We start from the raw sequence: 13,140 nt of genomic DNA, 5'->3' as shown, positions 1-13,140 counted from the left end.
TTATATCAAGATAGTTAACGCCTATCCCGTCGCGATCATGGCGTCCATTGCTGATCGTACAGACCTATCCTATCCGGGTTAACATGTCCGTACACGCCGCTGATATTCAACTGGCCCTTCGACTGGCCGATGCCGCCGGAGCCGCCATCCGCCCCTATTTCCGCCGCGAAATGGGGCTGGAGATCAAGGAGGACCGCTCGCCCGTAACGCTGGCCGACCGCGAGGCGGAGGCGGCGATGCGCCGTATCCTGGAGGCGGAGCGCTCGGGCGACGGCATTCATGGCGAGGAATATGGCGTCAAGGACGGCGTGACGGGGCGTCAATGGGTGCTCGATCCCATCGACGGCACGCGTAGCTTCACCGTCGGGCGGCCCATCTTCGGCACGCTGATCGCGCTCGTCGAAAATGGCTGGCCGGTGCTGGGCATCATCGACCAGCCGATCGCGCGCGAACGCTGGCTGGGCGTGGCGGGGCGGCCGACCCTGTTCAACGGACAGCCGACGCGCACCCGCGCCTGTCGCGAGCTGGACGGCGCCACCATCGCGACCACCAGCCCGCATCTGTTCGACGACGAAGACGTGCCGCACTTCATGGCGCTGGTCGCGGCGGTCAGCGGCCAGTCGCCACGCCAAGGGCCGGTATATGGCGGCGACTGCTATAATTACGGGCTGCTGGCGAGCGGCCATATCGATCTGGTGTGCGAATCGGGGTTGAAGCTGCACGACTTCGCCGCGCTGGTCCCGGTGGTCGAGGGCGCGGGCGGGCGGATGTGCGACTGGAACGGCGATCCCCTGACTGCCGACAGCGCGGGCCACGTGCTGGCGATCGGCGACCCGGCCCGCACCGACGAGGTGCTGGAAGCGCTGCGCAACGTGCCGCACGACCACGGGCACGACCATGATCACTGATCCTCCCCGGTACGGGGAGGGGGACCAGCGAAGCTGGTGGAGGGGGGCTTCCACACAGGTTATCCTATGCGGCTCGCCCCCTCCACCACCGCTTCGCGGCGGTCCCCCTCCCCTTGCAGGGGAGGAATAGCTCAGCCCGTCAGGCCCGCCGCCGTCGCCAGGCCCAGGAACGCCAAAAACCCGATCGAATCGGTGGTCATCGTCACGAACACCGACGACGCGACCGCCGGGTCGGCGTCGAACCGGTCCAGCGTCACCGGCACCAGCACGCCCGCCAGCCCAGCGACCAGAATGTTGGTCATCATCGCCGCCGCGATCACCAGCCCGAGCGCAGGATTGCCGAAGACCAGACTCACCCCCACCCCGATCACCGCCGCGACCGTGACGCCGTTCATCATCGCCACGCGAATCTCGCGCATGATCGCGCGCGCGGTGTTCGACTGGGTCAGCTGGTTGGTCGCCAGCGCGCGCACCGTCACGGCCAGCGTCTGCGTCCCCGCATTGCCGCCGACGCCTGCGACGATCGGCATCAGCGTGGCCAGCGCCACCATCCGCGCGATCGTCCCCTCGAACGCGGCGATCACCGAGGAGGCGACCATCGCGGTAATCAGATTGGCGAGCAGCCAGCGCACGCGGCTCTTGTAGCTGTCCAGGATCGGCTCGTTGATGTCGCCCTCGCCCGCGCCCGACAGGCGCAGCACGTCCTCGCCCGCCTCCTGCTGGATGATGTGGACGATGTCGTCGACGGTAATCATGCCGACCAGCCGCCCGCTGCCATCGACCACCGCGGCCGAAATCAAAGCATATTTCTGGAAGCGCAGCGCGACCTCTTCCTGGTCCATATCGACCGGGATCAGCGTCTGTTCGCGCTTCATCACGTCGCCGATCACGATCTGCCCCGGCGCGCGCAGGATCCAGGAGAGCTGGCAGGTGCCGATCGGCCGGTGGCCCGGATCGACGACGAAGATTTCCCAGAAATCGGTGGTCAGTTCCTCGTCGTCACGCAGGAACTGGATCGTCTCGGCCACCGTCCAATGCTCGGGCACCGCGATCAGCTCGCGCTGCATCAGGCGGCCGGCGGACTCCTCGGGGAAGGACAAAGCCTCCTCGATCGCGGCACGGTCGTCCGGGTCGAGCGCGCGCAGCACCGCGCGCTGCTCGTCCTCGTCCATGTCCTCGATGATCGCGACCGCGTCGTCGGTGTCGAGTTCCGAGGCGATGTCGGCGACTTCATGCGGTTCGAGCGCCTGGATCAGCTGCTCGCGCACATAGTCGTTCATCTCGGCGAAGACGTCGCCGTTCAGCAGGTCCGCGACTGCGCGCGCCAGGTTGACGCGCTCCTCGTCCCCGACCAGCTCGAACAGGTCGGCGATGTCGGCGGGGTGCAGCGGCTCGACCAGCGCGCGCGCACCCTCGTCGTCGCCTGCCTCCAGCGCGTCGAGCACGCTGCGCACATATTCGGGCTTCAGCCGGTCGTCTTCGTCCAACTGCGTCTCGGGCGGCAGGACCTCGGCTTCGAGTTCGGGGAGTTCGGTGTCGCTGATCTCGGCCTCCCTCGATCGATCATGAACGCTGTGTCACGCCTCTAAACTGCGACGGCGGCATTTGCCAGCGGGCACCGGAATGCCTACCTGCGGGGCATCAACCAAGGAAGACCCTTATGGCCGAGACTTTTTCCAAGCTGACCCTGACGCTCGAGAGCGGCGATGTCGTCATCACCCTGCGCCCCGATCTGGCGCCCGAGCATGTCGCGCGCATCGGCGGCCTCGCCAATGAAGGCTTTTACGACGGCGTCGTGTTCCACCGCGTCATCCCCGGCTTCATGGCGCAGGGGGGCGACCCCACCGGCACCGGCATGTCGGGTTCGGACAAGCCCAACCTGAAGCAGGAATTCAACGCCGAGCCGCATGTGCGCGGCACCTGCTCGATGGCGCGGACCAACGATCCGAACTCGGCCAATTCGCAGTTCTTCATCTGCTTCGACGACGCGCGCTTCCTCGACCGCCAGTACACGGTCTGGGGCCAGGTCGAGAGCGGCATGGAGCATGTCGACGCGCTGCCGAAGGGCGAGCCGCCCCGTAACCCGGGCAAGATCTTGAAGGCGACCGCGGAGTAATTTCTGCGAGCCGGACGAAGGGGGAGTCTCGCAAGAGGCTCCCCCTTTTTTTGTTTGAGCGATTCATCCGCCACCGGCACGCCCCTCCCGCAAGCGGGAGGGGATGGGGGAGGGCACAGGGTCTCATAGAGACCAGCCTTCGTGGCCCTTGCCCCTCCCCAACCCCTCCCCCTGCCGGGAGAGGGGCTATCGTTTGGGGAGAGGTCGCGTGCCCCTCAAACGTCCCGAAACACCGGCCGCCGCCGCTCCATGTTCGCCACGACCGCTTCCCGGTGGTTCGGCCCTTGCATCAGCGCCAGCTGCTCGGCGCTCTCCATTGCCAGCATCGCGGCCGGTTCACTTCCCATCGCCCCGAACAACCGCTTGGCGCTGCGCACCGCATCGGGGCTGCGCTCGGCGATTCTGCGGGCCAGCGCTAGCGCCTCGGCGCGCGGGTCCTCCGCCAGCCGCGTCACGAACCCCGCCGCCACTGCTTCGGCCGCGTCGAATTCGCGCGCGGTATAGACCCATTCGCGAAGCACATCCTGGCGCACCCCGTCCCACAGCGCAAAGCCCCCCATGTCGGGGACGATGCCCCAATGCACCTCGCGAATCGCGAAACGGGTGGCGGGATGGGCCAGCCTAATATCCGCGCCGCCCATGATCTGGGTCGCTCCGCCGAACACCACGCCGTGGACGGCTGCGATCACCGGCACCGGCAGCGTCCGCCAGCCCCACGCGACCTGCTGTACCAGATTGGCCGAGCCATGGCTGCGCGTCGACAAATCCAGCCCCGCCAGCTCGCCGCCCGCCATCGCCGCCATGTCGAGGCCGGAGCAGAACCCCTCCCCCTCGCCGGACAGCACCACCGCGCGCAGGTCGGGCTTCTCCGACAGGGTATCGATCGCCTCGGCCAGCGCGTCGAACATCGCGCGGTCGATCGCGTTCAGCTTCTCCCCGCGCGCCAGCCGGACATCGGCCACGCCGTCCGTCACCGCGATCATCACCCGGCCGTCCATATCTCTCTCCTTTTGCGGCAGCGCGTTGGTCGTGTAGACCATCCGCCTATGGGGTTCGACATGGAACGCTTCGTCGCGATGGGCGGCCTGGGTGGCGGGCATGGCCAGCATCTGGGCATCGCGTACCGCGCGCACGGGGAAGACTGGGCGGAGCTGGCCCTGCCTTACGATGCACGGCTGATCGGCGATCCGACTAGCGGCGTCATTGCCTCCGGGCCGATCGTCGCGATGATGGACATGGCGACCAGCGTGGCCGTCTGGCTGAAGCGGGACAAGTTCGAGGCGCATGTGACGCTGGACCTGCGGGTCGATTATCTCCGCCCTGCCGTGCCCGAACGGACGGTGATCGGGCGCGGCGAATGTTACCGGCTGACACGCAGCATCGCCTTTGTCCGGGGGATCGCACATGACGGCGACCCCGACGATCCGGTCGCGCATGTCGCGGGCACCTTTATCGGCATGGCCGCATGAGCGCGCCCAGAACCGCGATCGGGCAGGTGATGGAGCTGCCGCCCTATGCCGAATGGCTCGGCTGTTCGATCGACTGGGTCGAGGGCGATCCGCAACTCGTCATGCCGTTCGGCGAGCATGTGATGGGCTGGCCGGGACTGCTTCAGGGCGGCGCGATCGCCGGGCTCTTGGAGGTCGCGGGGATCGCCGCCCTCACCCACCGGCTGGCGGGCGACGGCGCGGCCCGGATAAAGCCGGTGACGATCACCACCAATTACCTGCGCACCGGGCGAGACCGGCATCCGACGCGTGCGGTCGGCGTCATCCTGCGCCTCGGCCAGCGCACCGCCAATGTCGAGGCGGTCGCCTGGCAGGAGGATCGCGACCAGCCGATCGCAACCGCCCGGCTGAACTACCGTATCCTGCGCGGCTGAGGCTTGGCCAGCGCCTGCTTGATCGCGGCATCGGCGACCGGCGCCATCGCGGCATAGCCCGCCGCATTGGGATGCACCCCGTCAGTGCCGTAAGCGGGGTTCAGCGCGTCGCCGACATGTAAGGCAGACCAGTAATCGGCATAGGTCGCGCCGACTTGGGCCGCGTAATTTTTCAACCACGCATTGAGCGTCGCGATGCGCGGGGCGGTGGCCAGGCCCGGCTTCCACTCGAAATGATCAGCGGGCGGGATCGAGGCCAGGATCACGCGAATGCCGTTGGCCTGCGCCAGCTGGACCATCGACATGATATTACCCTGAACCTGCGCGTCGGTCGTCGGGCCGGTATTGCCCGCAATGTCGTTGGTGCCCGCCATGATCTGCACCACCGCCGGATGCAGGTCGATCACGTCCTGACGGAAACGCAGCAGCATCTGCGAGGTTGTCTGCCCGCTGATCCCGCGTCCGATCCGACCGGGGGTGAAGAATTGCGGCATCTTGCCGACCCAGCCCTCGGTGATCGAATCGCCCATGAAGACCACACGCGGCTGCCCCGCGACCGGCGCGGACAGCTTCGCGTTGTCGTCGCGGTAGCGCGCCAGATAGGCGAAGTCGTTGTGCAACCGCTCCTCCCATTCGCGGGTCCAGCGCTGTGCATCCGTTTCCTTCGGCGCGGTCTGCGCAACAGCCGGTCCGGCGAGGGTCAGCGCAGCGAGCGCGGTCAGGATCACCCGGCTCACGGGCGCAGGTCCGTGGCGGTCGCGGTGACGTTCCAGCCGCGCACATTCACCATCGGCTTGTCCGCCTTGGCCGTGGGGTAGCGAATCTCGATCACGCGGGTCTCTCCGGGCATCAGGGTGACGTAATTGTCGCTGAAATAGGCGGGCAGCACCTGGCTGCCGTCGGCATTCATCACGGTCAGCTTGGTCTCGATCGCAGGGACGGTGCCGCCATTGGTCAGGGTGACGCTGGCCAGCGTCTCCTCGCCTTGCGCTTGCGTCGTCGCGGTCGCGGTGACGGGGGCCGGAGCCATGGCGGTCAGCGCACGATAGCCCGCATCGTCCGCCGCTTCCCAATAGCTGTTGGTCGACAGCAGCTGCCCGCCCGCATCCATCGCCTCCAACCGGACCAGCACCGGCCCGCGCTTCATCGCGGGCGCGAGGTCGAGGGTGAGCACGGGCATCACCCCCTCGGCACCCGCGACGATCTTCGCTTCCTGCTCGCTTTCGGTCCGGCCATCCAGACCGACGATCTTCGCGCGCACCTGCACGCCCTTCAACGCATCACGGGTGTTGTTGACCAGCACGACGCGGTGGTCGGGCAGGTTCATCTGGACATGGATCGGCTCGGCGGCCTTCTTTACCCCGTAGAAGGCGGCGTGGGTGTCATAGTCGGACGAGAATATCTGCCATGCCGAGGACGGCCAGGCGGGCTGGGTCATCCACAGCATCCGGCCCGAATTCTCGGTCCAGAGCCCGGCATTCATCCCCTCGAAGATGGCGCGATAGGATTCATACTCCATCATCTGCGCCTTGCGCTCGAAATCCTCCAGCCCGGTGGCGGGGCCGAAGCGGCGTTCGAGCACGTCCATATAGGTCTTTACCGCGCCGTTCCCGGTCTGGTGCCAGTCATGATAGGCCCAGACGTCGCCGATCGGCCAGCGATCCGCCTCGGCCGGGATGGTCCGCTTCCACGATTCCAGCGTCGGCATCGAGGGCGTGCCGACCTCGACCGAGAAACCCTTGGCATGGGTGGTGAAATACTCGACCGGCGGCCGCCAGTTATAGGGGCCGGAGCCCTGGAGATTCACCGCGTTGGACGAGGGCATATAGAGCCGCGTCCCGTCCTCGGTGCGCAGCAGCGTGTCGAGTCCGCCATTCAGGATCGGCTGCGGCACGCCCTCGTTGCGGCCGAACCAGGCGACGATCGAGGGATGGTTGCGATAGCGGCGCACCACGTCGGCCGCATTGGCGAGGAACAGCTGCGGGTCCTCGGCCTCCATATTGTAATCCTGGGTCGACTCCCAGAAGTCGGACAGGACCATCAGGCCATATTCGTCGGCCAGGTCGAAGAAGCTCTCCTCGGTATTCTGGCCCACCCAGTTGCGCACGATGTTGAGATGCGCGTCGCGGTGCAGGCGGAAAAACGGCTCCAGATGCGCGCGGTCGACGCGCTTCATGAAATCGTCCATGCCGATATTGCCGCCGCGCGCCGCGATCCGCACGCCGTTGACGCGTAAGGTCAGATAGGGGGCGAGGCGCGGATCGTCGGTCGGCTTGGCGACCGCCGCCGACTGGTCGCCGCCGGGCATGAAGCTCATCGCCCAGCCATTGCCCGTCTTGCGGATGCCCGCATGGCTGGTGTCCACCACCTTCGGTCCGCCGCGCACCCGGTTGAGGTCCAGCGTCACCCGCTCCAGATCGCCGTCACCGTCGAACAGCGACAGGTCGTAGGTCACCTGCCGCATCCCGAAGCGAAGCGCCTTGCTGTCCGACAGCGCCCCGTCCACCGCCGCCGTGATCGCCAGATCGTGCAGCGCCGGGTCGCCATAGCCATTGGGCCACCAAAGGCGCGGGTTCTTCACCGAAAGCTGCGGGAACTCGGATGGGGACAGGACGGCGCGGATCGTCTGGCCCGGCGCGACCGTCACCGGCTTTTCGACGACCACATCGTCGAACACCGCGCGCACGGTCGTCGTCACCGGCGTCTGGCCGTTGTTGGTGACGGGCACCGCGATCTCGACATCGGCGACCGAATTGTCGGGCTTGGGCAGGGTGGTCACCACCTGCGGGTCGCCGATCACCGCTGGGCCGGTCGCGGCCAGCGTCACGCCCTGCCACAATCCGGTATTGCGGTCGCGGACGCTCGGAATCCAGTCCCACCCTTCCGTCGCGACGAAGGTCGGGCCGTCCATCATCTGGACGCCGCCATTCTCGCCCACGCCCGCCGTCATCGATTCCTCATGCGCGATGCCGGGGTGCGGCGGCGGCGAGACGCGGACCGCGACGGCGTTACGCCCCGCCGACAGCGTCACGGGGAAGCGGCCACGGATGAAGGCACCCTTCATCGTGCCCATCATCCGGCCATTGACCCAGACTTCGGCCGAATAGTTCACGCCGTTGAAGGTCAGCCACATGGTCCGCCCGGCGGCCTCGGCAGGCGTGTCGAACTCGGTGCGATACCAGTAATCCTGCCGCGCCAGCGTCTCGGGGATGGCCAGGTTGTTCAGCCCGACCGAAGGATCGGGATAGACGCCGCGATCGACCAGCGTCGTCAGCACGGTGCCGGGCACGGTCGCGGCATACCATTTGCTCGCGTCGAAATTGCCCTGCGACAGGTCCGCGCCGCCGGGACCGACCTTGGCCGCCTCGATCAGCCGCCAGCCATTGACCGCCCATTGGCCGGTCGCGGTGGGAACCAGCGCGGGGTCCTTGGGCTCGGGCTTGGCGGTGCCGCTGGTCGGGATCGGGGCCTTGGACTGGGGGAGCGTCCAGGCGTCCTGCGGTGCCGTCTGCCCCTGCATCTGGCGGGTCTGATAGGGCCAGCTCGGGCTGCCGGTCTGGAGCGCTATCTTTGCCGGATCGGGCGCGCGCCGGGCGGCGACGCGGATGGCGAGCGGGTCGACCGCCTCGCGCACCATGCGGAAGTCGATGATCTTGCCCGCAAAGACCGGCTGGTAACTGCGGGGGGCCAGCGTCGCGACGCCGATGACGGGCTCCAGCGACAGGCCGCGCTGCACCACCTGGCGGCCGTTCACGAACAGCCGGACAATCTTTCCGTCATAGCTGGCGGCGATATAGGTCCATTTGTTGCGATCGGCGGAGCCGCCGCCCTGGACCACGCCCGCCTCGGTGACGAGCGCGGGCTGGCCGTCGACCAGCGCCAGATAGCGGCGCGGGCCGGTGACGGGATCGCCGAAGCCACCGATCAGCATCGTCGTGCCCTTGCCCATCACGCTGCGCGGCTGGACCCAGGCGGACAAGGTCCAGTTGGGTGCAACGACCGGCGTCGTGACGATGGCGCGAGCGTAGGAACCGCCACCGGGCGGCAGGTCGGCGTTGATCGGACCCAAAGGCGTGGCGGGCGGATTGGCCGGAGCCGTCTGCGCCGCAGCGGTCATGCCCCAGACCAGCGCCGTCACTGATGCCAGAGCCCCCATCGCTCTTGCCGCCGCCACGCTCATGCCTGCTCCTTTTGAATCGCCGCGGGATAAAGCAAATGAAAAGCCCTAAAGTCAAAGGGCGCACCCGATATTCCTCCCCTGTAAGGGGAGGTGTCGCGCGAAGCGTGACGGAGGGGTGTCCCCTTATCGAGGGCCGGACACCCCTCCGTCAGGCCTGCGGCCTGCCACCTCCCCTGCAAGGGGAGGAATAGGTTCAACCTCCAAAGCGCTCGATCGCCTCGCGGATGACGGTCCAGACTGTACCGAGCTGTTCCGGTGTGATGGAGTAGGGCGGCATCACATAGATGGTGTTGCCCATCGGCCGGACGAGCAGGTCGCGCTCCCGGAAATGCGCCAGAAGCCGGGGGGCGAGATCGGAGAGGTAATCCTGCCCCGCGCCCAGCTCGAACGCCGCGATGGTGCCGAGCTGGCGAGGGCTGTGAACCGACGCTTCGCTTGCCACCGTGGCCAGATGCCGCGCCTGCGCCGCCGCCAGAGCATCGATCCGTGCCTGTACCGGCTCGTCGCGCCAGATCGCCAGATTGGCCGCCGCCGCCGCGCAGGCGATGGGGTTGGCGGTGTAGCTGGACGAGTGGAAGAACTGTCTGGACCGATCGGTCTGCGACCAATGCGCCTGGAAGATCGGCTCGGTCGCCAGCGTCACCGCCAGGGGTACCGCGCCGCCCGTCAGCCCCTTGGACAGGCAGAGAATGTCGGGCACCACCCCCGCCTGCTCACAGGCGAAGAGCGTGCCCGTGCGGCCCCAGCCGGTCATGATCTCGTCGGCGATGAACAACACGCCGTGGCGGGCGCAGATGTCGCGCATCGCCGCCAGCGTCTCGGGCGCATAGAGCAACATGCCGCCCGCGCCGAGCACCAGCGGCTCGACGATGAACGCCGCCGCGCCCGCCCGGCACTCCGCCTCCAGCGCATCGAGCGTGGCCTGCACGTCGGTGGGAAAGGGAATGGTGCCGACATCGAAGAGCAGCGGCGCATAGGCACGGTTGTAGACGCCCCGCGCCCCCACCGACATCGCCCCGATCGTATCGCCATGATAGCTGTGTTCGAGGACGAGGATGCGGTGGCGCGGCTCGCCCCGGTGGAGCCAGTAGCCCAGGGCCATCTTCAGCGCGACCTCGACCGCCGTCGAGCCGGAGTCGGAGAAGAACACCCGCGTCAGCGCGGGCGGGGTGATCCGCACCAGCTCGGCAGCGACCTCCTCGGCGGGTTCGTGGGTCCAGCCGGCGAAGATGATCTGGTCGAGCTTGCCAGCTTGGTTGGCGATGGCGGCGCTGATGCGCGGATGGTTGTGGCCGTGCGTCGTCACCCACCAGCTGGAAATGGCGTCGATCACCTCCCGCCCATCGACCGTGGTCAGCACCGCGCCGCTGGCGGTCGCGACCTTGGGGATCGGCTCGCCCAGCCCATGCTGGGTGAAGGGATGCCAGACCGGCGAGGTCATCGGAAATCCTCGATGTCGAAGTTCGCGGCGAACGCCTCGGCCAGCGTCTCGCGGGTCAGCTCGGCGAGGCGCGGCAGGCGACCGAGCCGCTTCACCCCGGCGATCGCGGCGATGGTCGCCTCGCTATCCTCGACACCCTCGCCGACGAATGCGATGCCCAGGATCGGCACGCCGCGCGACCGCAAGGCCTCGATCGACAACAGGCTGTGGTTGATCGTGCCCAGTCCGGTCCGCGCGACCAGCACCACCGGCCGGCCCCAATGCGCGAACAGATCGGCGAACAGCATCTGGCGCGTAACGGGCACCAGCACCCCGCCCGCGCCCTCGGCGACCAGCGGGCCATCGACATTCGGCAATGCCAGCCGCTCGCGGTCGATCGTCACCCCGTCGATCTCGGCGGCGCGATGTGGCGAACAGGGGGTTTTCAACCGATAGGCGGAGGGCAGGACCGGGCGACCGCTGAGCGATGCCACCGTTTCGGCATCGCCATGCCCTTCGTCATCGGTTCCCGCCTGGACCGGCTTCCAGTAGCTTGCTCCAAGTGCGCCGGTCAGCGCGGCGGAAAAGACGGTCTTGCCGATTTCGGTATCGGTGCCGGTGACGATGATGGCGCTCATGCCAGAACCTCGTGCAGTGCTTCGTCGAGGGCGAGGATGTCCGCCGCCTCGACATTGAGGGTGATCGACAGCCGCAGCCGCGCCGCGCCCACCGGCACGGTCGGCGGGCGGATGCCGCGAATATCGAAACCACGCGCCTGCAACGCCTCGGCGGCGCGCATGGTGCGCCCATTGTCGTGCAGGATCAGCGGCATGATCGGCGTGCCGTTCGCCAGCGCGCCGTGACGCGCCAGCCGCTCGCCCGCCAGCGCGATCCGCTGGTGCAGCGCGGCGCGGCGCTCGGGCTCGTCGGCCAGGACGCAGAGCGCCTCGCGCACGCCCCGCGCCATCAGCGGCGAGGGTGCGGTGGAGAAGATGAACCCTCGCCCGCGATTGACCAGATAGTCGCGCACGATGCGCGGCCCTGCGACCAGCGCGCCCTCGCACCCCAATGCCTTGCCGCAGGTGTGGAGGGTGACGACCCGCTCGCCCGGCGTCGCAAGCCCCTGTCCCCGGTCGCCGAAGACGCCGGTGGCATGCGCCTCGTCCACGATCAGCATCGCGTCGTGCCGCGCGGTCACCGCCATCAGGTCCGCCAGCGGCGCGGTGTCGCCGTCCATCGAATAGAGGCTTTCGACCGCGATCCAGGCCGTGCCCTTGCCGCCCTGCGCCCGCCACGCGCCGATCGCGTCGTCGAACGCCGCCGGATCGTTATGCGCCACCGAGACGGCCTGCGCACGGGACAGCTTCATCCCCTCATGCATGCTGGCATGGACCAGCGCGTCATGGACGATCAGGTCGCCGCGCTGCGGCAGCGTCGCCAGCAGCGTGGCGTTGGCGGTATAGCCGGAGGAGAAGTACAGGCTCGCCTCGGCACCGAAGAAGACGGCGGCTTCGGCTTCCAATACTTCATGCTCGGGGTGGTTGCCGCGCAGCAGCCGCGATCCACCCGAGCCGACGGGGATGCCCTCTGCCACGCCCTGCGCGATGGCGGCGGCGAGACGCGGGTGGCTCGCCAGGCCAAGATAGTCGTTGGAGGCGAAATCCATGCCCCTTTGCGGGGCCAGCCCCCGCAATCGGTCCCGCGCGGCCAGTCGGGCCAGATCGGCGCGATGAAAGTCCAGCATGGGGGCTTCCCTAGCCAGACCGGCGGGGGAGCGGAACCATGTTTGTGAGGGATTCCCGTGGCCTTCGACTTCGCTCAGGCTGAACGGAGCGAGTTGGCTGACTCCCCAAACCTCCGTTCAGCCTGAGCGCAGTCGAAGGCCACGCCCCAACGCCAGCCTCAAACAGGCTCCGCCAAGGTCACGATCGAAACCCCCGGCGTCATCGGCACCCGGCCGACCAGATGCCGCTCCAGTCGGAAGATCGCCTCGAACGCCTTGTTCAGCGGTGCGGGCGGGGGCGAGTCGTCGCTGTCGTCGCGGCCGGTGATCCGCCCCGCGATCCGCGCCGCCGCCGCCAGCGGGAAGAGCAGCGAGTTGAAATAGCCGAGCTTGCGCGGGCGCAGCCCCGCCTTCTCGATCGCCGAGACCAGGGTACCCTTGGAATAGCGGCGATGATGGTGGTTCACCACGTCATGCGCCGACCACATCCACTGATGCGCAGGAACGGCGATCAGGATCTTGCCGCCCGGCTTCAGGCAGGACTTCATCGCGGCGAGCGCGGCGACATCGTCCTGGATATGCTCGACCACGTCGAGGACGGCGATCAGGTCGTATGCGCCCCGCTCGATCCCCGGCAGTTCGGGCAGCGGCGCGGCCTGGACCGGCTTGCCCAGACGCTGCGACGCGATCTCGCGCGCGGCCGGATCGATCTCGATCGCGTCGACCGTGCCGAAGCTCGCCAGCATCGGCAGATTATGCCCGGTGCCGCAGCCGATCTCCAGGATGCGCGCATCGGCGGGCAGCTTGCCGTAGCGGGTCAGATAGTCCGCCAGGATGTCGCGGCGTGCGCGGTACCACCAATGGGTGGAGTCGTGCGCGGCCATGCGGTCGTAAACGATACGGTCCATGAA

The 13,140-nt window shown here is 67.9% G+C and carries 12 protein-coding genes; 4 read left to right on the top strand and 8 right to left on the bottom strand.

The features are described 5' to 3' along the window. The first annotated feature begins 83 nt into the window (after positions 1–83). Positions 84–908, top strand: coding sequence for an inositol monophosphatase family protein (locus KV697_RS12710; RefSeq protein ID WP_219018499.1), 825 nt, complete (start codon positions 84–86; stop codon positions 906–908). Positions 909–1,039: 131 nt separating this feature from the next. Here KV697_RS12710 and mgtE read toward each other — a convergent pair whose 3' ends face one another. Further along, entirely contained in the window at positions 1,040–2,452 is a 1,413-nt protein-coding gene (gene mgtE, locus KV697_RS12705) for a magnesium transporter (protein ID WP_219021392.1), read from the bottom strand. Between the two features lie 116 nt (positions 2,453–2,568). Here mgtE and KV697_RS12700 point away from each other — a divergent pair, with 116 nt between their 5' ends. Continuing rightward, the gene (locus KV697_RS12700) at positions 2,569–3,024 is read left to right on the top strand and encodes a peptidylprolyl isomerase (protein ID WP_056436311.1); all 456 of its coding nucleotides are present in this window, start codon (positions 2,569–2,571) and stop codon (positions 3,022–3,024) included. 215 nt (positions 3,025–3,239) lie between these two features. Here KV697_RS12700 and KV697_RS12695 read toward each other — a convergent pair whose 3' ends face one another. After that, positions 3,240–4,022, bottom strand: coding sequence for a crotonase/enoyl-CoA hydratase family protein (locus KV697_RS12695; protein ID WP_219021391.1), 783 nt, complete (start codon positions 4,020–4,022; stop codon positions 3,240–3,242). A 60-nt stretch (positions 4,023–4,082) separates the two neighbouring features. Between KV697_RS12695 and KV697_RS12690 the strand changes: the two genes are divergently transcribed. Both KV697_RS12690 and KV697_RS12685 read left to right on the top strand, forming a co-directional pair. Beyond that, a complete protein-coding gene (locus tag KV697_RS12690; protein WP_257575317.1) occupies positions 4,083–4,493 on the top strand; it encodes a PaaI family thioesterase in 411 nt (136 codons plus the stop codon). After that, positions 4,490–4,906, top strand: coding sequence for a PaaI family thioesterase (locus KV697_RS12685; protein WP_257575316.1), 417 nt, complete (start codon positions 4,490–4,492; stop codon positions 4,904–4,906). The genes KV697_RS12690 and KV697_RS12685 overlap by 4 nt, the downstream gene beginning before the upstream one ends. Here KV697_RS12685 and KV697_RS12680 read toward each other — a convergent pair. The 6 genes from KV697_RS12680 to KV697_RS12655 all read right to left on the bottom strand — a co-directional run bounded on the left by KV697_RS12680 (position 4,885) and on the right by KV697_RS12655 (position 13,137). After that, positions 4,885–5,643 (bottom strand): SGNH/GDSL hydrolase family protein, encoded by a 759-nt coding sequence (locus KV697_RS12680; RefSeq protein ID WP_219018497.1) that lies wholly within the window; start codon positions 5,641–5,643, stop codon positions 4,885–4,887. The genes KV697_RS12685 and KV697_RS12680 overlap by 22 nt on opposite strands. Further along, positions 5,640–9,086, bottom strand: a complete 3,447-nt coding sequence (locus KV697_RS12675) for a glycosyl hydrolase 2 galactose-binding domain-containing protein (RefSeq protein ID WP_257575315.1) — start codon at positions 9,084–9,086, stop codon at positions 5,640–5,642. Before KV697_RS12675 ends, KV697_RS12680 begins: the two co-directional genes overlap by 4 nt. 193 nt (positions 9,087–9,279) lie before the next feature. Beyond that, a complete protein-coding gene (locus tag KV697_RS12670; protein WP_219018496.1) occupies positions 9,280–10,527 on the bottom strand; it encodes an adenosylmethionine--8-amino-7-oxononanoate transaminase in 1,248 nt (415 codons plus the stop codon). Then, positions 10,524–11,144, bottom strand: a complete 621-nt coding sequence (gene bioD, locus KV697_RS12665) for a dethiobiotin synthase (RefSeq protein WP_219018495.1) — start codon at positions 11,142–11,144, stop codon at positions 10,524–10,526. The genes KV697_RS12670 and bioD overlap by 4 nt, the downstream gene beginning before the upstream one ends. Further along, entirely contained in the window at positions 11,141–12,250 is a 1,110-nt protein-coding gene (locus KV697_RS12660; RefSeq protein WP_219018494.1) for an 8-amino-7-oxononanoate synthase, read from the bottom strand. Before KV697_RS12660 ends, bioD begins: the two co-directional genes overlap by 4 nt. Before the next feature lie 158 nt (positions 12,251–12,408). After that, the gene (locus KV697_RS12655) at positions 12,409–13,137 is read right to left on the bottom strand and encodes a class I SAM-dependent methyltransferase (RefSeq protein WP_219018493.1); all 729 of its coding nucleotides are present in this window, start codon (positions 13,135–13,137) and stop codon (positions 12,409–12,411) included. Positions 13,138–13,140 lie beyond the last annotated feature (3 nt).

Source organism: Sphingomonas sanguinis (genome assembly GCF_019297835.1).
Lineage (GTDB): Bacteria > Pseudomonadota > Alphaproteobacteria > Sphingomonadales > Sphingomonadaceae > Sphingomonas > Sphingomonas sanguinis_D.
This window is presented reverse-complemented; position numbering and strand designations above follow the sequence as displayed.

Excerpts from the sequence above, each read along its gene's own strand:
- KV697_RS12675 (WP_257575315.1), bottom strand. The coding sequence starts at position 9,086 with ATGAGCGTGGCGGCGGCAAGAGCGATGGGGGCTCTGGCATCAGTGACG.
- KV697_RS12660 (WP_219018494.1), bottom strand. The coding sequence starts at position 12,250 with ATGCTGGACTTTCATCGCGCCGATCTGGCCCGACTGGCCGCGCGGGAC.
- KV697_RS12690 (WP_257575317.1), top strand. The coding sequence starts at position 4,083 with ATGGAACGCTTCGTCGCGATGGGCGGCCTGGGTGGCGGGCATGGCCAG.
- KV697_RS12685 (WP_257575316.1), top strand. The coding sequence starts at position 4,490 with ATGAGCGCGCCCAGAACCGCGATCGGGCAGGTGATGGAGCTGCCGCCC.
- KV697_RS12655 (WP_219018493.1), bottom strand. The coding sequence starts at position 13,137 with ATGGACCGTATCGTTTACGACCGCATGGCCGCGCACGACTCCACCCAT.
- bioD (WP_219018495.1), bottom strand. The coding sequence starts at position 11,144 with ATGAGCGCCATCATCGTCACCGGCACCGATACCGAAATCGGCAAGACC.
- KV697_RS12670 (WP_219018496.1), bottom strand. The coding sequence starts at position 10,527 with ATGACCTCGCCGGTCTGGCATCCCTTCACCCAGCATGGGCTGGGCGAG.
- KV697_RS12700 (WP_056436311.1), top strand. The coding sequence starts at position 2,569 with ATGGCCGAGACTTTTTCCAAGCTGACCCTGACGCTCGAGAGCGGCGAT.
- KV697_RS12695 (WP_219021391.1), bottom strand. The coding sequence starts at position 4,022 with ATGGACGGCCGGGTGATGATCGCGGTGACGGACGGCGTGGCCGATGTC.
- KV697_RS12710 (WP_219018499.1), top strand. The coding sequence starts at position 84 with ATGTCCGTACACGCCGCTGATATTCAACTGGCCCTTCGACTGGCCGAT.